Below are 18,978 nucleotides of genomic sequence, written 5' to 3' on the forward strand. Positions count from 1 at the left end.
CGCCGGACGCACAACGGATTCCGAACCGCAGTGCGGTGGGTATCGGAACGGTCGCGCCCGGTGGGTGCGGACCGCAGTCGACAGGAGGAACGATGGGCGAGGAAAACGGACGGAACCGCTGGGATCCGGGTGTCCAGTCGTATGCGTCGATGGGGTACTACGCGCCGGACTACGAGCCGTCGGATACCGATGTGCTGGCAGTGTTCCGGGTGACTCCGCAGCCCGGTGTCGACCCGATCGAGGCGGCGGCCGCGGTGGCCGGTGAATCGTCCACGGCCACCTGGACGGTGGTGTGGACCGACCGGCTCACCGCGCATTCGAAGTACCAGGCGAAGTGCTATCGGATCGACGAGGTACCGGGCCGCCCGGGCGAGTACTTCGCCTATATCGCCTACGACCTGGATCTGTTCGAAGAGGGGTCGATCACCAACCTCACTTCGTCGATCATCGGAAACGTCTTCGGGTTCAAACCGCTGCTGGCCTTGCGGCTCGAGGACATGCGGATCCCGGTCGCCTACGTGAAGACCTTCCAGGGGCCGCCGCACGGCACTGTGATGGAACGCGAATACCTGAACAAGTACGGCCGGCCGCTGCTGGGTGCGACAGTCAAACCGAAACTCGGCCTCTCGGCGCGCAACTACGGCCGGGTGATCTACGAAGCGTGCAAGGGCGGCCTGGATTTCACCAAGGACGACGAGAACATCAACTCGCAGCCGTTCATGCGGTGGCGGGACCGGTATCTGTTCGCGATGGAGGGCGTGAACCGGGCGACCGCCGAGACCGGTGAGATCAAGGGACACTATCTCAACGTCACCGCCGCCACCGTGGAGGAGATGTACGAGCGTGCCGAGTTCGCCAAGGAGCTCGGCAGCGTGGTGATCATGATGGATCTGACCGTCGGATACTCTGCGATGCAATCGATGTCGAAGTGGGCGCGTCGCAACGGGGTCCTGCTGCATCTGCATCGTGCCGGGCATTCGACGTTCACCCGCCAGAAGACCCACGGGGTGAGCTTCCGGGTACTGGCCAAATGGTGCCGGCTGATCGGCGTCGACCATCTGCACGCCGGCACCGTGGTCGGCAAGCTGGAGGGCGACCCGGCGACCACCCGCGGGTTCTACGACACCCTGCGGGAGAACCATATCCGCACCGAACTGGGCAACGGGATCTTCTTCGATCAGCACTGGGCGAGCTTGCCGGGGGTGATGCCGGTGGCCTCCGGTGGCATCCACGCCGGGCAGATGCATCAACTGCTGGACCTGTTCGGCGACGACGTGATCCTGCAATTCGGTGGCGGCACCATCGGGCATCCGCTCGGTATCGCCGCCGGTGCGGAGGCGAACCGGGTGGCCCTGGAGGCCGTGGTGCAGGCCCGCAACGAGGGCCGTGACCTGCTGATGGAAGGCCCCGATGTACTGCGCACCGCCGCGCAGCGCAGCCGCGCCCTGGACGTCGCCCTGGCCACCTGGGGTGAGGTCACCTTCGACTACACCTCCACCGACGCACCCGACGCCGTGCCGACGGCCACTCGCTGAATCGAGGACATCATGCAGTTGCGCCAGGGGACCTTCTCCTATCTGCCCGACCTGTCCGATACCGAGATCGCCGCCCAGGTGCGGTACGCCTTGTTGAACAACTGGCCGGTGTCGATCGAGTACACCGATGATCCGCATCCGCGCAATACCTACTGGGAGATGTGGGGCCTGCCGCTGTTCGATCTCGACGAGCCGGACGGTGTGCTCTCCGAGATCAACGCCTGCCGGGCGACGTTCCCGCAGCACTACATCCGGGTGAACGCCTACGACGCGAGCTACACGAAACAGACCACGGCGCTGAGTTTTCTGGTGCAGCGCCCGGCGACCGAACCGGGCTTCGTGCTGACCCGTACCGAGGGCCCGGATCGCCGGCAGGCCTACGGTGTCCGCTCCTATGCCACCGAACGACCGGAGGGACTGCGCTATGGCAGCTGAGGAAACCGGCAACGGCTTCCGGTTGCTCCGGCCGGGCGCCGAGGCCGCCCGGCCGGCCCGGCCCGGCCCGGATCAGGACCCCGCGCCGGAGGAGACCCTGCCCGAGGACGCAGTCCTGGACCTGGATGCGGATCCGGCCGGGCCGGGTGTCGAGGAGACGCTGGCGCGGCTGGATGCGGAACTCATCGGGTTGCACAACGTGAAGGCCCGGGTGCGTGAGATCGCAGCCCTGCTGCTGGTCGACCGGGCCCGGCGGCGGTTCGGCCTGCGCTCCTCGCAGCCGACCATGCATATGAGCTTCACCGGCGGCCCCGGCACCGGCAAGACCACGGTGGCGCTGCGGATGGCCGAACTGCTGCACGCCCTGGGGCATGTCCGCAAACCGAAGGTGCATGTGGTGACCCGCGACGATCTGGTGGGTCAGTTCATCGGGCATACCGCGCCCAAGACCAAGGAGGCGATGGCCAGGGCCGCGGGCGGGGTGCTGTTCATCGACGAGGCCTACTACCTGTTCCGGCCGGAGAACGAACGTGACTACGGCCAGGAGGTGATCGAGATCCTGCTGCAGGAGATGGAGAGCGAACGGGCGAACCTGGTGGTCGTCTTCGCCGGCTATCCGGACCGGATGGACCGGTTCTTCTCCGCCAATCCGGGCCTGTCGTCCCGGGTGGCACACCATCTCGAGTTCGACGACTACACGCATGCGGAGCTGCTCGGGATCGCCGAACTGATGGTGGCGCAGGAGAATTTCCATTTCGACGCCGGGGCGCACCGGGCGTTCGCCGAGTACCTGTACCGCCGGATGGAACGGCCCAGGTTCGCCAATGCCCGCAGTGTGCGCAATGCGCTGGACCGGGCCCGGTTGCGACAGGCGAAACGCCTGGTCGAGTTGCATCGGCCGCTGTCCAGAACCGATCTGGTGACCCTGATCGACGCGGATATCTACGGCAGCAGCGTCTTCGGCGAGGCTGCAGGCGAGCCGCAACCCGAGCCTGCCGGCCCGGTCCGGCGCTGAGGGAACGAGGTGTCGTGCCCACGAATCTGCAGACCCTCACCCGGTACACCATCGAACAGGAGCATCGCCATCCGGGCTCCTCCGGTGAGTTCTCGGCGCTGATCAACGTGGTCGCCACGGCGACGAAAATCATCGCCAATCAGGTCACCCGCGGGACGATCGTCGGGTCCCCGGCCGGCGGTGAATTCGTCGGCCCGATGCCGCCGGTGCACCGGCAGCTCGATGCGCTGACCAACGGAATCATGCTGTCGCACACCCAGTGGACCGGGCACCTGTCGGCATTGCTGTCCGAACAGCTGCCGCAGGTGTACCCGGTGCCGTCGACTGCTCGCCGCGGCAAGTACCTGTTGGCCTTCGATGCCCTGGACGGGTCGAGCAATATCGATGTGAACCTGCCGGTGGGGTCGATCTTCAGCATCCTGCGGGCCCCGGATCGGCTGCTCGGATCCGGGGCCGAACCGGGCGCCGCGGATTTCCTGCAGCCGGGGGTGGAACAGGTGTGCGCCGGTTTCACGCTGTACGGGCCGGCCACCATGCTGGTGCTCACCACCGGCAGCGGTGTCGACGGTTTCACCTTGGACCGGGAGATCGGCGCCTTCGTCCTGACCCATCCGCAGATGCGGATCCCGGAGGACACCTCCGGATTCGCGATCAATGCGGCCAACGAACGTTTCTGGGAACCCTCGGTACGCCGCTACGTCAAGGAATGTCTGGACGGAGTCGACGGGCCGCGCGGGCGCGATTTCAACATGCGCTGGGTGGCATCGCTGGTGGCCGACACCTTCCACATCCTCACCCGTGGCGGGGTCTACCTGTATCCCGCCGACATCCGGCCGGACCGGCCACCGGGCCGGGTGGCGTTGCTCTACGGCGCCAACCCGATCGCATTCATCGTCGAACAGGCCGGCGGTGCGGCCGGGACCGGCCATGAGCGGGTGATGCAGGTGCCGCCGGTGCAGGTGCACCAGCGGGTCCCGTTCGTCTTCGGGTCCCGCAACGAAGTGCTGCGTATCGAGCGTTATCACCGGGAACCCGACGACGGACCCGGTTTCGATGCATCGCTGTTCGGTACCCGTTCCCTGTTCCGCCGTGCCGGACACTGACCCAGGAGGCCTCAATGTCGGTCAAGCACCCCGTCGTCGCGATCACCGGGTCCTCGGGCGCGGGCACCACCAGCGTGACCCGCACCTTTCAGGAGATCTTCCGGCGGGAAGGGATCCGGGCCGAGCTGGTGGAGGGCGATTCCTTCCACCGCTACGACCGCGCGGAGATGAAACTCGCCATGGCCGAGGCGGAGACCAACGGTACGGCACCGTTCTCGCATTTCGGGGAGGATGCGAACCTGCTGCCCGAATTGGAGGAACTGTTCCGGGCCTACGGTGAATCCGGAGTGGGACAGGTACGCCGGTACCTGCACGACGAGGACGAAGCGAAACCCTACGGGCAGCCGGCCGGTACTTTCACACCGTGGGAGGAACTCGCTCCCGGTTCGGACCTGCTGTTCTACGAGGGCTTGCACGGGGCGGCGGTCACCGACACCGTGAACATCGCCCGCTACACCGATCTGCTGGTCGGGGTGGTGCCGATCATCAACCTGGAGTGGATCCAGAAGGTGTACCGGGACAAGACCGAACGCGGCTATTCCAGCGAAGCCGTGATCGACACCATCCTGCGCCGGATGCCGGACTATGTGAAGTACATCTGCCCGCAGTTCTCCCGCACCTATGTCAACTTCCAGCGGGTGCCCACCGTGGACACCTCGAATCCGTTCGTCACCCGCTCCATTCCGACGGCCGACGAAAGCTTCGTGGTGATCCGGTTCGCCGACCCGAAGGTGATCGACTTCCCGTATCTGCTGTCGATGCTGCACGATTCGTTCATGTCGCGCACCAACTGCATCGTGGTGCCGGGCGGGAAGATGGAACTGGCGATGCAGTTGATCTTCACCCCGCTGATCCTCCGGCTGATGGACAAACGGCCGAAACGGCCGGTGTGACCTCGGCTCAGGAGGCGTCACCGCTGTTGCGGCGCTGTTCGGCGTCGCGCTGTCGCTGCTCCTCCTGGCGCCGGGCCTCGCGCCGTTGCTGTTCGGCACGTTCCCTCAGACCCCGCAGGAACTCCTCGTCGTCGTCGGGGTCGGCGGCGACGTATCGGCCGGGCCGGTCGTATTCGGCATAGCGGGTGTTCGATGCGGTGCGGGGTGGGCTCACCGGGCGGCCGGCGAACAGCCACAGCAGCGCGCCGACGGTCGGAACCAGGATCACGATCAGCAGCCAGCCCATCTTCGGCAGGTGCCGGATGCCCGCCTCCGGGCAGGTGATGATGTCGACGAGGCAGTACACCCACAGGGCGAGGGTGAGAAAGCCGAATACGGCGTAGGGCATCGAGGCTCCTCTGGCGGCGGGACGATCGGACGGTGCAACGGGCGGAGCCCGGACCACGTCCCCCGCCACGGCTGTCCGGGAGAATACCCGGTCGATGCCGATCTGCCGCGGCGCCCGGGACACTCCGGACGCGCGGTGTGTGCGGCGGGTGCGGTCAGCAGAGCGGCTGGACCGAACCGACGTACTTGCCGTTGAGCAGGCACCAGAGGTTGCGCCACGGCGACATCGGGTCCGGCGCATCGAACGAACCGATCGGGGTCGCGACTGCGGGCATCGGTTCGGGCGCTGCGCCGGCCGGTGCCGCCGTCAGGGCGGGGGCGAGCAGTGCAGCGCAGGCGGCTGCCCCGGCGGCCAGCCGGGTAGTGGCGGTGACGTTACGCATGATGGGCCTCCATCGGCGAAGGTATGAACGGCGCCGAGTATCGTCCGGTACCCGGCTGTGGGCCAGCCGCGAATTCTGGGGGCGGACCGGCACCCGGTCCTGATTCGCGCAGCATCCGCCCTTATCCGCCGGGGGCGATCCAGCATCCGCCGGGGGCGATCCAGCCGTGGCCCGCGTCGACGCGGCGGCGGGCCACGCGAGCAGTCACCTTCCGGGAAAGGAATCGTCGTCGCGCCGTCCCGCCGGTCGCCGGGCGGGACGCACCGGCTCAATCGGGCAGATGCGGAACCGCGAGCCCTTCACCGCGCCGGAGCAGGGTCGCCCGGGTGACGGTGCCGGAGCCGAAGCGGTCGTTCAGATCGTCCAGGGCGGCATCGAGGCCGGGGCCGGGCCTCGGGTCGAAGGGCAGGGTCAGCTGCCGGGGGTCGGCATCGGACAGATTGGTCAATGCCAGCCCGACCAGAGTCAGGCCGCGGTCACCGATCACGGGCCCCGCCTGCTCCAGCAGTCGGCGGGCGGCGCTGCGCAGCACCTCGGTGCGGTCGGTACCGTGCCGCAGCGTCTGCGACCGGGTCGCCCGGCTGTAGTCGGCGAACCGCAGCCGCAGCACGACCGTGCGGGCGATCCGGTCGGCGCGCCGCAGCCGCCGGCACACCCGATCGGTGAGCCCGTCCAGGTAGCTGGCGACCTCCTCGGGCGCGTGCGGTCCGCGGCCGATGGCCCGTTGGGCACCGATGGATCGGCGCCGCCGGCCGGTGTCCACCCGTCGTGGGTCGCGCGCCCAGGCCAGCGCCGAGAGGTGCCGGGCCGCCGCCGGACCGACGATCCCGCGCAGCCGGTCCTCGCCGAGCCGGGCCAGCTGCCCGACCCGGGTGATCCCGTGCTCGTGCAGGCTCGCCGCCGTCACGGTGCCGACACCCCACAGCCGTTCCACCGGCAACGGATGCAGGAACTCCAGTTCGTGATCGGGCTCCACCAGTCGCAGCCCGTCCGGTTTCGCCGCCGCACTGGCAACCTTGGCGAGGAACTTGGTGCGGGCGATACCGACCGAGATCGGCAGCCCGACCTGTCGGCGGACATCGGCGCGCAACTGTTCGGCGATCCCCACCGGCGCACCCCGAATCCGGTACAACCCGCCGACGTCGAGGAATGCCTCGTCCACGGACAGCCCTTCCACGATCGGCGTCGTATCGTGGAACACCTCGAACACCTGCCGGCTGGCCTCGCTGTAGGCCCGCATCCGCGGCGGCACGATGACGGCGTCCGGGCACAGCCGCAGCGCCTGCCCGACATTCATCGGGGTGCGGACCCCGGCCGCCTTCGCCTCGTAGCTCGCCGCCAGCACCACACCGCCGCCCACGAGCACTGGCCGACCCCGAAGTGCCGGCCGGTCCCGCTGCTCCACCGAGGCGTAGAACGAGTCCAGGTCGGCATGCAGGATCGCGGCGCGCGGGCGATCGGAGAGTGCGGACACGAACATATGTTCGCATCGATTGCGGTGTGGTGGGCCGCTCCCATCCTGTTCGACACCGCGCGTCTTTCGGCCTGGTGTGCGGCGACGGGTCCCGGGGTACACAGTTCCCGGCTGTACGGCCTGAATGCCCGGACACCTCGGCGGCCCGCCTGCCGAGCAGCAGCGCTACTCCCGCTTCGCAGCGCCGCGGCCGCCGAGAATCTCCGGCAGGTCTGGGAAGAATTCACGAAGGTGCCGTCACCCCGGACTGTGAACCGAATCGCCGATCGATGGTGTACCCCGGGACATCGGTCGCGGCGGTAGGCGGGTCACCAGTACCGGTGCTGCTTCCCGTCGGTGTCGGCGACGAAGACCACCGCATCGGCACCGTCCAGATCGTCCGAGCGGATCGGGATATGCCCGCGCACGATCGGCTCCCCGGCGTGCACATCCGGGGGGAGGGCGCCGCGCAGCGCCGGTATCGGAAACAAGGTGCGGCGGTCGGTCGCTGCGGTCAACCTGCCTTGCAGTGTGTCGGGGTCGCTGTCCGGGGCGCCGTCGGTCGCGATGAACAGGTAGCGCTCGCCGAGTTCGCCGCTGACGAGCGCACCGGCACTGCACCAGGTCGCGTCGCCGGAGCCGGCCGCCATCCGGGGGCGTGCGCGCTGCAGATGCACATTGTGCGCGAACACCAGCATCGGGCCCCGGTGCTGTTCCCGGGCGGCCAGGGCGAGCAGGTTGTCGGCCATCATCTCGGAACGCAGGTCCAGGAGCATGCCGATCCGGTCCGGCCCGGTCCGGGCCATCGCGGCGTGATAGCGCAGCAGGCCGAGCGCGGTGCGGGCGGACGCGGCCGCACGGTCGTATCCCGCGGGATCGGCCGGCCGATGGCCGGGTGCTGCCCGGCGTAGGGCGCTCACTACGTCGTCCGCGACCACCCGCAGGGCCCGGGCCCGGTCCGAGGCGCCGACCGATGCCGCCGGATCGAACATGGCCGCCGGGTTCGCCCAGTCCGCGTCCGCACCGAGGAGCGCCGCCAGCTCGTCGGCCGATTCCGGCCGCACTGCCGCGGGAAGGTAGGTGATCGCATCGGTCAGGGTCCGTCGCGGACTCGGTGCAGCGGACTGCTCCAGCGGCGCATCGAAACCGTGGAACCGGATCCGGTCCGCGGGAGCACGCCCGGCGTTGTGCGCCCGGAGCCATTCGACCAGGTCACGGTTTCCGGGAACAGCACCGAATCCGTGGCTGAATCCGGTGTCGAGCACTGCGTCGAGATCCGCGGTCGCTCCGGTGACGTAGTCGTCGATGGCGGCTGCCGCGAACAGGTCGGTTTCCAGTGCGATGGAGCGGAATCCACGCCCGGCGAGATGGGCGAGGAGTTCGTTGCGCAACAGCGGGAATGCTGCGACGCCGTGCGTGGGTTCGCCCAGGGCGAGCAGGGCGGGCGGCTCGGGCCGGGCATCGAGGAGTTCGTCGAAAGCGCGGCCCAGTGCCGCCGGGTCGTCGAGTGGCCGGCCGATGCCGGCGAGCGAAGCAGTGGTGGACATGGATACCTCTTTCCGGTGCATCTGCTTCGACCGTATCCTTGAAGAATCGAGTGAAACTTTCACCGGAAAACAGGTGATGACAGCAGCAAAACCCTCAAACAACCGTCGGCTGCTGCGGCCGGTCGACCTGGCCCGCGAGCACGGATTGTCCACCCAGGCGGTGCGCAACTACGACGCGGCGGGCATCCTGCCGCCGGCCGAACGCAGCGCCTCCGGCTATCGGCAGTACACACCCCGGCACGCCCAGGCGCTGCGCACCTTCCTGGCCTTGCGCAGCGGCCACGGGCATCGACAGGCCGCCGCGATCATGCGCGCAGTGCACGAGAGCGAAACGGAGTCGGCGTATCGGCTCATCGACACCGCGCATGCCGAACTGCTCACCGAACGCGAGACCCGCACCGAGATCGCCGCCTCGTTACGTGCGCTGTCGGGTACCGCACCGGCGCCGGTCCGGGGCGGTTCGCTCACCGTCGGGGAACTCGCGCACCGGCTCGGTATCCATCCGGCGACCTTGCGTGCCTGGGAATCCGCGGGCATCCTGCAGCCCGGACGTGATCGCGCGACCGGATACCGCACCTACGGCCCGGACAGCATCCGGGACGCCGAGATCGCCCGCCGCCTACGGCACGGCGGCTACCTGCTGCCCCAGGTCGCGGAGTTCCTCGACGCCCTGCACACGGCAGGCGGCGCAGACGCGCTGGCCGATTTCCTGGCCGCCTGGCACAACCGGCTGGCCGAACGCAGCCGCAGCCTGCTGTCCGGCGCCGCGGCACTCGATGCCTATCTCGGGATGCTGGAACAGCCCTGACACCGGGCCGCCGGGATGCGGCCCGGCGCCGCCCGCAGCTGTCGGAGCGGGTCGCTGGGGTCTCCGGCGACGGAGGGAGCGTTCGAGAATGACTGCGGTCAGGCCGGCTGGGTGTCTGCGTCCGGTGGCGGCGTCCGGCGAGGCGGCGGGATAGGCTCGCCCGGTGACGGACGCGCGGGTACGGCAGCTCATCGACACGGTGGCGTGGGTGCATCTCGACGCCGGGCGGATCCTGTGCGGGCGTCCGCGGGACAAGACGGTGTTCTTCATCCCCGGCGGTAAACGGGAAGGCGCCGAAACCGATCGGCAGACGCTGGTGCGCGAGATCGCCGAGGAACTCGGCGTGACCCTGCACCCGGACACCGCGGCGCACTTCGCCACCTACGAGGCTCCCGCACACCCCGACGGCTCCGGGCCCACGGTGCGAATGGCCTGCTACACCGCCGAGCACACCGGTACCGTGACCGCATGCAGCGAGATCGCGGAAACCGCCTGGTTCGGTTATCACGACCGGAACCGGGTGCCCCCGGTGGATCAGCTGCTGTTCGACGATCTGCAGGCGGCCGGCCTGCTGCACTGAGGTCGCTCGACCGGGCAGCCTACGCGGTACTCGCTGCGCCGCTCGCCCTGAGTCCGGTGCGGGTTCGGCTGTTGCGCGCACAGCACATGCTCGGCGAGCTGATCGACTCCGGCGATCGTGGCCGGGCTCGTGCCGGTGTACACACGATTCTGGGCGTCGGGGTGGGCCTGGCGTCCTGGTTGGTCGCATTTCTCGCAGTGGTCGCGACCGCACGTGGATTCGCCTATCCACTGCTCGCCGCGGGTGACTACGAAACGTCCTGGGGCGGGCCGACCCTCGCCGGCGCCTGGGCCGTACACGCGGTGATCGCGCTGGGCTTGCTGCCGGTCTGGACGATGATCCTGGCCGGGTTCGGCACGGTCCAACTCGGGCTGCTCCGGGTGCTGCTGGGCCGGGACGGACGATGGTGGCCGGTCCCGGTGTCCCTGCTGTGCACCGTGCTCGTGGCGCTGTTCGGCGTCGCCTGGCTGCACCAGGTGTAGTGCGGGCGATCGGTTCAGGTGCCGACCGGAGTACGGGTGGCCCGATCGATCAGATGCTCTACCAGCGTGGTGAGGACCGCTTTGGACGAGTCCCGATCCCGGGCATCGCACAGCATCACCGGGGTGCCCAGGTCGATGTCGAGGGCGTCGCGGACCTCCTCGACGGTGTAGCGGGGTGCACCGTCGAAACAGTTCACCGCGATCAGGAACGGCAGGCCGCGCCGTTCGAAGAAGTCCACCGCCGCGAAGGAATTGCTCAGCCTCCGGGTGTCGGCGATGACGATGGCGCCCAGCGCGCCCCGGGACAGTTCGTCCCAGAGGAACCAGAAGCGGTCCTGGCCGGGTGTGCCGAACAGGTACAGCACCAGGTTCCGGTCGATGGTGACCCGACCGAAGTCCAGCGCGACGGTGGTGGTCGACTTACCTTCCACACCGGACAGATCGTCCACGCCGGTACTGATCTCGGTGATCAGTTCCTCGGTGCGCAGCGGCGCGACCTCGCTGATCGAGGAAACCATGGTGGTCTTGCCGACGCCGAAACCTCCGGCGACGAGCACCTTCACCGAGGCGGCCAGCTGCGGCCCGCCCGGGATATCGGGGTCAGAGTTTTCTAATACCATCCAGCACCGCTCGCAATACGTTCAGATCACCCGGCCCGGCCTCGGTCTGCACCGGAGGCCGGAAGATCAACTGGCCCTCGCCGATCAGATCACCGACGAGGATCTTGGTCACCGCCAGCGGCTGCCGCAACTCTGCCGCCACCTCGGCCACCGACAGGGGAGACCGGCACAGGCGCACGATCTCCCGGTACTCCGGCTCGGCCCGCCGCATCGGCGGGGCCGGCCGCGCGACGACCACCACGGTCAGCATGTCCAGATCATGGGTCGCGCCCATGGTGCGGCCGCGGGTCACCGTATAGGGCCGGACCAGCGGCCCGGCGTCGTCGTCGAACCAGGGGTCACCGATGGGGGTCATCGCGATCCCCGGCCGTTCGATCCGGACTCCATGCGCGGCACGGCTACAGCTCCGCCATGCCCTGCCGCGGTTCGGTGGACAGGTAGGTGCCCACCCGCTGCACGGTCAGGTTCATTTCGTAGGCGACCATGCCGAGATTCGCCGACTCGGCCGCCTGTAGGGCCAGGCAGGCGTTCTCGCCCGCCGATGTGACGAACAGGACCGCACGATCGAGTTCGATCACTGCCTGCCGGACTCCGCCGCCGTCGAACCGGCTGCCGGCGCTGCGCGCCAGACCGTACAGGGTCGAGGACATGGCGGCGAAGTGTTCGGCGTCCTCGCGCGGCATCGCCGTCGACCGGCCGAGCAGCAGGCCGTCGGTGGACAGGACGACCGCATACCGCACACCGGCCAGCCGGTCGACGAGATCGTCGAGCAGCCAATTCAGATCACCTGGGGGAGAAGAGTTCACCTCAGCCTTCCTGTCGGTCCTGGTCGGAATCCGAGATCGGCTTGCGGCCCTGCCGGGTGCCGTTCTCGATGGCGGACATGATGTCACGCGCTTCTTCGGGGGTTCGGGACTGCTGTGGTGCCGCCGCCGACCGGCCGGCCGGTTCGGACAGCTCCGGAGCGAGGTTGGTCTGCCGGTTGCGGCGCGGCAGGGCCGGGCGCCCATCGGTGGTTTGCGCAATCTCGGGTTCCGGCGCAGGCGGTTCCGGTTCCGGTGCGGCCGGCGGGTCGGCCAGCAGGGTGGCGCCGGGGGCTGCGGCCGGTGCGGCATCCAAGGCGTGCGGCAGCCCGCGGCGCAGCGGCCCGGTCATGGCGGGCGGCGGGGTGAACGTGGCCGCACCGTCGGCGATCAGCTGCGCCGGGATCAGCACGATCGCCCGGATCCCGCCGTAGTCGGATTCGGTCAACCGGACCGATACACCGTGTTCGGCCGCCAGCCGGGCGACCACGAACAGGCCGAGCCGGGAATCCGAGGACAGGGCCGCCACCCCGAAATCCGGGGGATCGGCCAGCATCAGGTTGGCGCGGTGCAGTTCGTCGGGCGGCATCCCGACACCCTGGTCGATGATTTCGACGACGACACCCTTGCCGACGACATTGCCGCCGACTTCGACGCGGGACTGCGGTGGGGAGAACGACGTCGCGTTGTCGACGAGTTCGGCCAGCAGATGCACCAGGTCGGCGACGACGGTCCCGACGACGCCGACCTCGGGCAGGCCGGACACCCGGACCCGCGCATAGTCGAGGGTTTCGCCGATGGCGCTGCGGGTGATGTCCATCAGCGGTACCGCATTGCGCCACTGCCGGCCCGGCCGGGCGCCACCGAGAATGATCAGATTCTCGGCGTTTCGGCGTTCCCGGGTGGCCAGGTGGTCCAGCCGGAACAGCGTTTCCAGCAGTGCCGGATCCTCCTCCCGGCGCTCGGCCTCGTCCAGGATCTCGAGCTGCCGGTGCACCACGATCTGGCTGCGGTGGGCGATGTTCAGGAACACCGCCTTGACACCTTCCCGGGTGCGGGCCTCGTCGATGGCCGCATGGGTCGCCGCGCCTGCCGCATGCTCGAATGCCTTGGCCACCTCACCGATCTCGTCTCGGCCGAAGTTCAGTGTCGGTGTCACCGATTCGGCGTCGAGGTGTTCGCCGTCCCGCAGCCGCTGCATGGTGCGCGGCAGCTGGACGTCGGCGAGCTCGAGGGTTTCGCGGCGCAGCCGGACCAGTCGGCGTGCGATCCGGTTGGCCAGCAGTACGGCGATCAGGAACGCCAGCAGGCTGACCGCGGCCACGCCACCGCCGCTGATCGCGGCCGTGCGCGCCGCGACACCGGCACGGTCGGTGGCCAGCCGTTGCACGTAGAGATTGTGTTCGGAATAGGTTTCCAGCAGTGTGCTGTTCAGTTCGGCGGCCGCCGCCTGCCCCTGCGCCACCGTCCCCGGGGTCTCCGGGATCGTCTCGGTGCCGGTCACCGACTCGGTGGTATCGGCGGCGGTGTCCGGGGCGTACTCCCGGACCAGCGCCTGTTCCATCTCGGTGACCTGCTGCCAGGTCGGGGTCGTGGTGATCGCCAGGACCGTGTCACCGCGGTCGCCGGGAAGCTCGGCGGCGACATTGGCCAGTTCGGTGTGGTAGAAGCCGGTCTGAGCAAGGAACTCCGGCAGCCCGACCGCGGTCGGCCCGTCCGCGGCGACCATCGCCGCCGCGAGCGCGTCGCTGCGCGAATGCGCTTCGGCGACGTTGAGCAGGCGTAGCCCCTCGGCGACACCCGAGGCGATGGTGGCGTCGGGGGCGGCCCGCTCGGCGACCTTGGTGCCGCCGATGAACACGTCGAGCAGCGCATTGTAGAAGCGGTAGGCGTCGGGGGCGGGCAGCATCCCGGCGTCGGTGCCGCCCCGGACGTCGGCGAGATGGCTGCTGAGCGTGGCGAATCCGTTCTTGTCGTCACCGATGTCGGTGTCGTCGACGGCGCGGATGTCCTCGGAGATGCGCATCAGGTCGGCGATGGCGGTGTCGAGCCGGCTGCGCGCTCCGGGTAGTTCGGGTGCCACAGTCATGTCACCGGCGAGCCGGCGGAGCGTGAGTTTGCGTTCGTCCTGGACGGATTCGATCAGTTCCCGAGTGTAGGGAACCGCGAGCTGCATCTGCTCGGCCCATGATTCGGCCTTGTCGCTCTGGTGGACGAGGTAGCCGGTTGCTCCCGCGCCGACCACCAGCAGGGTCAGACTCGGAATGAGTGCAATCGCCAGAATCCTGGAACGGACACCGAGTCTTGCCTTGAACATCGCCATAACGTAACGGAATGGTTGCACTTGTGGTGATTCGGGTCTCGGTGAGTGAGATCGGGGTTGCGTCAATACTTCCCGGTGAGCTCACCCCGCCGCCTCGATGCACCGGGCATCCAGGCGGCGGGGGCTCACCAATCCCCTGTCAGGACCCCGATCGTCCGGGCAGGGAGGCTTCCGGCGGCCCTACAGCAACGGATCGGCGCCGGTACGCAGCGGCGGTGCGGCGGCCAGGGCCGCGGCCTCCTCGCCGGTGAGGGAACGGGACCTGAGTACGAACCGCACGCCCTCGGGAGCTTCCAGGGACCCCCGGTCGGCGCCGCCGCGCACGACGTCGACGGTCAGCTGCGCGTTCTTGCAGTGTTCGTACTTCTCGCCGCTGATCCAGAATTCGGTGTGCCAGCTGAGCCGGCCGAGCAGCACATCGGCCCGGTCGGCGTGGAAGTCCCGGATCGGCAGACACGTCGGCGACTTGCTGTCGTCCGACTGATGGAACAGGACGGGCCCGTTCTCGTCGATCAGCCGGCGCAACACGGTCTGGGCGCGTTCGGTGATCTCCACCCGGTGGATCCGGTTCTGCATCAGCACCACCCGCTTTCGGTTCCGGCGTTGCCGACCAGCAGATTCTTCGTTCGCCGGTAGCGGTCCAGCATCGGTGGGTGGTTCCGGGCGTCGATGCCGGAACTCCGGGGCCCGCCGAACGCGGCGTGCGCCGGAAACTTCGGATAACAGTTGGTCCATACTCTGCCTGCCTTGATCGCGCGTCCCAGCCGGTAGGCGCTGGACTCGTCCCGGGTCCAGACGCCGGCCCCCGGGCCGCAGGGGATGTCGTCGGCGATATGCACCGCCTGATCGTCGGTTTCGAACGAGCCGACCGCGATGACCGGGCCGGGGATGGTCTCGTGCATGAAGCGCATCGTGGTGTCGCCGGCCAGGATCGTCGGCTCGACATAGTAACCACCGGGCAGGCCGTCGACCTTGCGTGCTTCCCCTCCGGTGAGCACGCGGGCGCCGGCGGCCCGCCCGGTATCGATGGCGGAAAGGATCGCTTCGTACTGATCGTTGCCGATCTGGGCCCCGATCATGGTGCCGGTGTCCAGGGGGTGTCCGGCCACCAGCGCGGCGGTCCGGTCGACACACCGCTGGAGGAACTCGTCGTGGATGGACTCGTGGATGAGCGCATGCGAAGGACAGCCGCCGGCCTCGCCCTGATTGAAGGCGAATCGGAGGAAGCCGTCGACGGCCCGGTCGAGGAAGTGGTCGTCGGCCGCGGTGACATCGGCGAGGAACACCGCGCAGCTGCGGCCGCCCGGTCCCACCACCGCGTGTGCATCCCGGCCCGCTGCCGGCAGGGCCTCGTGGGCGATGCCGGAGGCGCCGGTGAACACCACGGAAGCCACTCGCGAACTCTCGACCAGCGGCCGGGTGGCCTCCGCGGCGAACCCGTTGACCACGTTGAGGACACCCGGCGGCAGCAGGTCGGCGATGAGCTCCACGACCAGCAGGATCGACACCGGCGTCTGTTCGGCGGGCTTGAGTACCACGCTGTTGCCCGCGGCGAGCGCGGGGGCGAGCTGCCAGGTGGCGCCGAGGATCGGAAAACTCCACGGCGTGACCTGCCCGATCACCCCGAGCGGTGTCCGGCCGGGGTCGGCGGCGGAGTTCCCGCTCGGTTCGTCGGCCAAGGTCGCCGCCACCCGGCGGAAATGCGCGACGGACAACGGCAGGTCGGCGTCGAGGGTTTCCCGCACCGGGCGGCCGTTGTCCCAGGTTTCGGCGACCGCCAGGGGTTCGAGGCTGTTCTCCAGCCGATCCGCGATTTCGCGCAGGATGTCGACGCGTTCGGCGACGGTGGTGGTACCCCAATGCGGAGCCGACAGCCGGGCCGCCTCGACGGCGAGCTCGATATCGGTGGCGGTGGACCGGGCGACGGAGCAGAAGGTTTCGCCGTCGACCGGGGACGGGTTGTCGAAGTAGCGACCCTCGACGGGGGGCAGCCAGTCACCGGCGATGAAGTTGTCGTACCGGGCGGCGAAGCTGACGATGCTGTTCACCGTCCCGGGCTTTGCGTAGATCATGCGCCTCGCTCCTCCACAGACCTTCCGTGGTGGAGCCAACTATCGTCGGGGCACGTTGGTAGGTGGTTGGAAGATCGACCTCGGCGCGGAAACGGCCGGATGTCAGCCGTGTGTGGCGGTGTAGAGCCGGGCCGTCACCACCGCGCGGCGGACATCATCGGCGGGCAGCAGCCGCAGCGCGTGCTCGTGGATCTCGATATCGTCGGTGCGGCGCTGACCGAGGGCGACCGCGTGTTCGGGGCGGTCGCTGGCCAGGACGGCACTGCGGATGCCGACATCGAGATGATCCCGCCATTCTTGGATACCGGGGGTCTGGGAACCGGGGAGCAGCGCGCCCCGGTAGAGCCACAGCGCCGAGGTGAGGTCGCCGCTTTCGATGGCGGCGAGCAGATCCACCGCATCACAGGACATCGGCCCGGTGAGGCGGTAACGGCGGCTGGTGATCTCGCCTCCGGTGGCCCGCCGCAGGTACGACACGTCCGCCTTGATCGTGTTCAGCGAACCGGCGCGGTCGCCGTAGACGGCGGCATGCAGCTGCTCCGGGGTGAACCCGTCCGGTTCCAGGGCCAGCAGCGTGAGGATCTCCAGCTGGCGGGGCGGCAACGGCACCGGTCGGCCGTCCCGCAACAGCCGGGAGGTGCCCAGGCATTCGAGCCGGACACCGGCGGGCGGGACCGGCGCTTCGGCCCGGAGCATCGTCTCCACCGCGGTGACCAGGGCCCGCACCGAGGTCATCACCATCGGATGCGAACGCTCCCAGGTGGACGACATGTCGAGGACGCCGACCTGGCGGCCGTCGGGGCCGTGGATCGGCGCCGAGTAGCAGACCCAGCCGTGCAGTGCGGCGACGAGGTGCTCGGCGGCGAACACGGTGGTGGGCCGGTCGTCGTGCAGCGACAGCGACAGCCCGTTGGTACCCATGTGGTTCTCGCCCCACAGTCCGCCCGGTGCGAAGTTCACCTGCTCGGCCTGCCGGCGCAGGGTGCGTTCGCCCGCGGTCCACAGGATCGCACCGGATTCGTCGCATACCACGGCGAGGTAGCCGGTGTCCTCGGCGATGCTGCGCAACTGTCCGGCGATCTCGGTGACCGGGCGGCGCAACGGTGACGTCGACCAGCGGTCACCGATGTCGTCCAGGCCGGGCGCGGCGTCCAGTCCGGGATCGATGGTGGTCAGGCTGCGCTGCCAGGAGTCGACGACATCGGTGCGCAGCCGGCTGCCGGATTCGGCGGCCTTGCGCCGGGGACGTGGGGTGGCGGTCAGGCGGGCCCATTCGCGTTCGAGCTGGCCTCGATAACGGGTCAGCTCGGCGGGGTCGCCGGGCCCCGGGATTCCCTGCTCGACTCCGCCCACGCTCGCTCCTGGTCGTCACCGTCCCGGCGGCGGGTCGCTGTACCCCGATGGGCCCGGCTGTCAGGACGCGGAATGGTCTGTGGCGCCTATTGTTTACCAGGTCCGCCGCGGCTACGGGAAGCATTCGGCCGGTTGTCGTCCCGGGTTGACGGTCCGTCGCGGGCCACGCCACCCGGCTACTTGTTGAGGAAGATGCCGGCGATATCGGCGTTCTTGATCGGGGTGTCGGCATTGCGCTGTCCCGAGCACAGCAGATCGACCGCGATGATGCCGGCGTCGACTGCGGTGCCGGCCGGCTCGTGATCGAGATTGTTCTGCTGTTTGATGAATTTCGTGATGGTGATCCGCTTGGTATCCGGGTCCTGGGTCACATAGTCGCTGCACGGTGTGTCTCCGCCGCGGTTGAGTACCCGCTCGACCTCTTGGCAGCCGCTCACCAGGACCAGGGCCGCGCATCCGGCCGTCACCATGCCCCAGCGTGCCGTTGCGCGCATCAGTCCTCCTCACTCGGCACCGCGGCAGCCGCCGCGGTCGTGGGCCTCACTCTAACCGGCCGGGCTCCTCGCCCGGTGCGACCAGGGTGGTGAACGCCTGCATGACGGAATCGATGAGCGCGGCCGTATCGGTGCCGCGTTGCGCGCCGAACTTGTCCAGCTTGCCGTCCAGGGTGAGCGCGGCGAGCCCGTGGGCCAGGCTCCACCAGCCGAGGGCGAGCGTGTCGGTCTGCTCGGCCGGGAGCAGCCCCGCGGCAGCGCATTCGGACACGATCTCGATGAGCTGGTCGAAGGCGGCGTCGCCGGCGGCCTGCGCCGCCGGATGCCGATCGGGTTCGTACAGCTCGGGCCGGAACAGCAGCTGGAAATGGGCGGGGTGGGTCCGGGCGAAGCGGACGTAGGCCTCGGCGGCGGCGGTGAGGGCCGCCGGGGGAGTGGCGGCGCCGGCGCGTGCCGCGGCGAGTTCGCCGGTCAGCAGCCGGAATCCCTGCTCCGAGAGCGCGGCGAACAGGGCGGACCGATCGGCGAAGTGGTGGTACGGCGCGCCGCTGCTGACCCCGGCCTCGCGGGCGACCTTGCGCAGGCTGACCGCCCCGATGCCGGCGGTGTCGATCAGCCGCAGACAGGCCTCCAGCAGCGTCTCGCGGAGGGCGCCGTGGTGGTAGCTACTGCGGGTCATGCCTCCGAGCGTA

The 18,978-nt window shown here is 69.1% G+C and carries 21 protein-coding genes; 8 read left to right on the forward strand and 13 right to left on the reverse strand.

Features of this window, described 5'->3' with window-relative positions; translation table 11 throughout:
- The first annotated feature begins 92 nt into the window (after positions 1-92).
- Genes AC1HFH_RS12395 through AC1HFH_RS12415 form a run of 5 tightly spaced genes read left to right on the forward strand, consistent with a single transcriptional unit; the run spans position 93 to position 4,981 of the window.
- Positions 93-1,535 (forward strand): form I ribulose bisphosphate carboxylase large subunit, encoded by a 1,443-nt coding sequence (locus tag AC1HFH_RS12395; RefSeq protein ID WP_480247592.1) that lies wholly within the window; start codon positions 93-95, stop codon positions 1,533-1,535.
- Between the two features lie 12 nt (positions 1,536-1,547).
- Entirely contained in the window at positions 1,548-1,970 is a 423-nt protein-coding gene (locus tag AC1HFH_RS12400) for a RuBisCO small subunit-like domain-containing protein (protein ID WP_480247593.1), read from the forward strand.
- Positions 1,960-2,985, forward strand: coding sequence for an AAA family ATPase (locus AC1HFH_RS12405; protein WP_480247594.1), 1,026 nt, complete (start codon positions 1,960-1,962; stop codon positions 2,983-2,985). The genes AC1HFH_RS12400 and AC1HFH_RS12405 overlap by 11 nt, the downstream gene beginning before the upstream one ends.
- A 14-nt stretch (positions 2,986-2,999) precedes the next feature.
- Positions 3,000-4,088: a class 1 fructose-bisphosphatase gene (locus AC1HFH_RS12410; RefSeq protein ID WP_480247595.1), complete on the forward strand. Its 1,089-nt coding sequence runs from the start codon at positions 3,000-3,002 to the stop codon at positions 4,086-4,088.
- Between the two features lie 14 nt (positions 4,089-4,102).
- Positions 4,103-4,981 (forward strand): phosphoribulokinase, encoded by an 879-nt coding sequence (locus tag AC1HFH_RS12415; RefSeq protein WP_480247596.1) that lies wholly within the window; start codon positions 4,103-4,105, stop codon positions 4,979-4,981.
- 7 nt (positions 4,982-4,988) lie between these two features.
- On the opposite strand, the gene AC1HFH_RS12420 is transcribed toward AC1HFH_RS12415, so the two are convergent.
- From AC1HFH_RS12420 to AC1HFH_RS12435, 4 genes are all read right to left on the reverse strand, one after another.
- Positions 4,989-5,369, reverse strand: a complete 381-nt coding sequence (locus AC1HFH_RS12420) for a PLD nuclease N-terminal domain-containing protein (protein ID WP_480247597.1) — start codon at positions 5,367-5,369, stop codon at positions 4,989-4,991.
- 154 nt (positions 5,370-5,523) lie between these two features.
- Positions 5,524-5,751 (reverse strand): hypothetical protein, encoded by a 228-nt coding sequence (locus AC1HFH_RS12425; protein WP_480247598.1) that lies wholly within the window; start codon positions 5,749-5,751, stop codon positions 5,524-5,526.
- Positions 5,752-6,019: 268 nt separating this feature from the next.
- Positions 6,020-7,231 carry a DNA polymerase IV gene (gene dinB, locus AC1HFH_RS12430; protein WP_480247599.1) on the reverse strand — a complete coding sequence of 404 codons (1,212 nt, stop codon included), beginning with the start codon at positions 7,229-7,231 and terminating at the stop codon, positions 6,020-6,022.
- 302 nt (positions 7,232-7,533) lie between these two features.
- Positions 7,534-8,751 carry an erythromycin esterase family protein gene (locus AC1HFH_RS12435; protein ID WP_480247600.1) on the reverse strand — a complete coding sequence of 406 codons (1,218 nt, stop codon included), beginning with the start codon at positions 8,749-8,751 and terminating at the stop codon, positions 7,534-7,536.
- 112 nt (positions 8,752-8,863) lie between these two features.
- Here AC1HFH_RS12435 and AC1HFH_RS12440 point away from each other — a divergent pair, with 112 nt between their 5' ends.
- From AC1HFH_RS12440 to AC1HFH_RS12450, 3 genes are all read left to right on the forward strand, one after another.
- Positions 8,864-9,559, forward strand: a complete 696-nt coding sequence (locus AC1HFH_RS12440; RefSeq protein ID WP_480247837.1) for a MerR family transcriptional regulator — start codon at positions 8,864-8,866, stop codon at positions 9,557-9,559.
- A gap of 163 nt (positions 9,560-9,722) precedes the next feature.
- Complete coding sequence (locus tag AC1HFH_RS12445) at positions 9,723-10,139, forward strand: NUDIX hydrolase (RefSeq protein WP_480247601.1); 417 nt, start codon at positions 9,723-9,725, stop codon at positions 10,137-10,139.
- A gap of 71 nt (positions 10,140-10,210) precedes the next feature.
- Positions 10,211-10,621, forward strand: a complete 411-nt coding sequence (locus tag AC1HFH_RS12450; protein WP_480247602.1) for a hypothetical protein — start codon at positions 10,211-10,213, stop codon at positions 10,619-10,621.
- 14 nt (positions 10,622-10,635) lie between these two features.
- On the opposite strand, the gene AC1HFH_RS12455 is transcribed toward AC1HFH_RS12450, so the two are convergent.
- The 9 genes from AC1HFH_RS12455 to AC1HFH_RS12495 all read right to left on the reverse strand — a co-directional run bounded on the left by AC1HFH_RS12455 (position 10,636) and on the right by AC1HFH_RS12495 (position 18,965).
- Positions 10,636-11,241, reverse strand: coding sequence for a GTP-binding protein (locus AC1HFH_RS12455; RefSeq protein ID WP_480247603.1), 606 nt, complete (start codon positions 11,239-11,241; stop codon positions 10,636-10,638).
- Positions 11,222-11,596, reverse strand: coding sequence for a DUF742 domain-containing protein (locus AC1HFH_RS12460; protein WP_480247604.1), 375 nt, complete (start codon positions 11,594-11,596; stop codon positions 11,222-11,224). Before AC1HFH_RS12460 ends, AC1HFH_RS12455 begins: the two co-directional genes overlap by 20 nt.
- A gap of 43 nt (positions 11,597-11,639) precedes the next feature.
- A complete protein-coding gene (locus AC1HFH_RS12465; protein WP_480247605.1) occupies positions 11,640-12,047 on the reverse strand; it encodes a roadblock/LC7 domain-containing protein in 408 nt (135 codons plus the stop codon).
- A gap of 1 nt (position 12,048) precedes the next feature.
- Positions 12,049-14,361: a sensor histidine kinase gene (locus AC1HFH_RS12470; protein WP_480247606.1), complete on the reverse strand. Its 2,313-nt coding sequence runs from the start codon at positions 14,359-14,361 to the stop codon at positions 12,049-12,051.
- Between the two features lie 186 nt (positions 14,362-14,547).
- On the reverse strand, positions 14,548-14,943 hold the full coding sequence (locus tag AC1HFH_RS12475) for a DUF779 domain-containing protein (RefSeq protein WP_480247607.1): 396 nt from the start codon (positions 14,941-14,943) through the stop codon (positions 14,548-14,550).
- Positions 14,943-16,439 carry an aldehyde dehydrogenase family protein gene (locus AC1HFH_RS12480; protein WP_480247608.1) on the reverse strand — a complete coding sequence of 499 codons (1,497 nt, stop codon included), beginning with the start codon at positions 16,437-16,439 and terminating at the stop codon, positions 14,943-14,945. The genes AC1HFH_RS12475 and AC1HFH_RS12480 overlap by 1 nt, the downstream gene beginning before the upstream one ends.
- Before the next feature lie 102 nt (positions 16,440-16,541).
- A complete protein-coding gene (locus AC1HFH_RS12485) occupies positions 16,542-17,792 on the reverse strand; it encodes an AfsR/SARP family transcriptional regulator (RefSeq protein ID WP_480247609.1) in 1,251 nt (416 codons plus the stop codon).
- Positions 17,793-17,968: 176 nt separating this feature from the next.
- Positions 17,969-18,286: a hypothetical protein gene (locus AC1HFH_RS12490; protein WP_480247610.1), complete on the reverse strand. Its 318-nt coding sequence runs from the start codon at positions 18,284-18,286 to the stop codon at positions 17,969-17,971.
- A 46-nt stretch (positions 18,287-18,332) separates the two neighbouring features.
- Positions 18,333-18,965, reverse strand: coding sequence for a TetR/AcrR family transcriptional regulator (locus tag AC1HFH_RS12495; RefSeq protein ID WP_480247611.1), 633 nt, complete (start codon positions 18,963-18,965; stop codon positions 18,333-18,335).
- Between the last annotated feature and the right edge of the window lie 13 nt (positions 18,966-18,978).

The organism is Nocardia sp. KT25-26, from assembly GCF_056627695.1.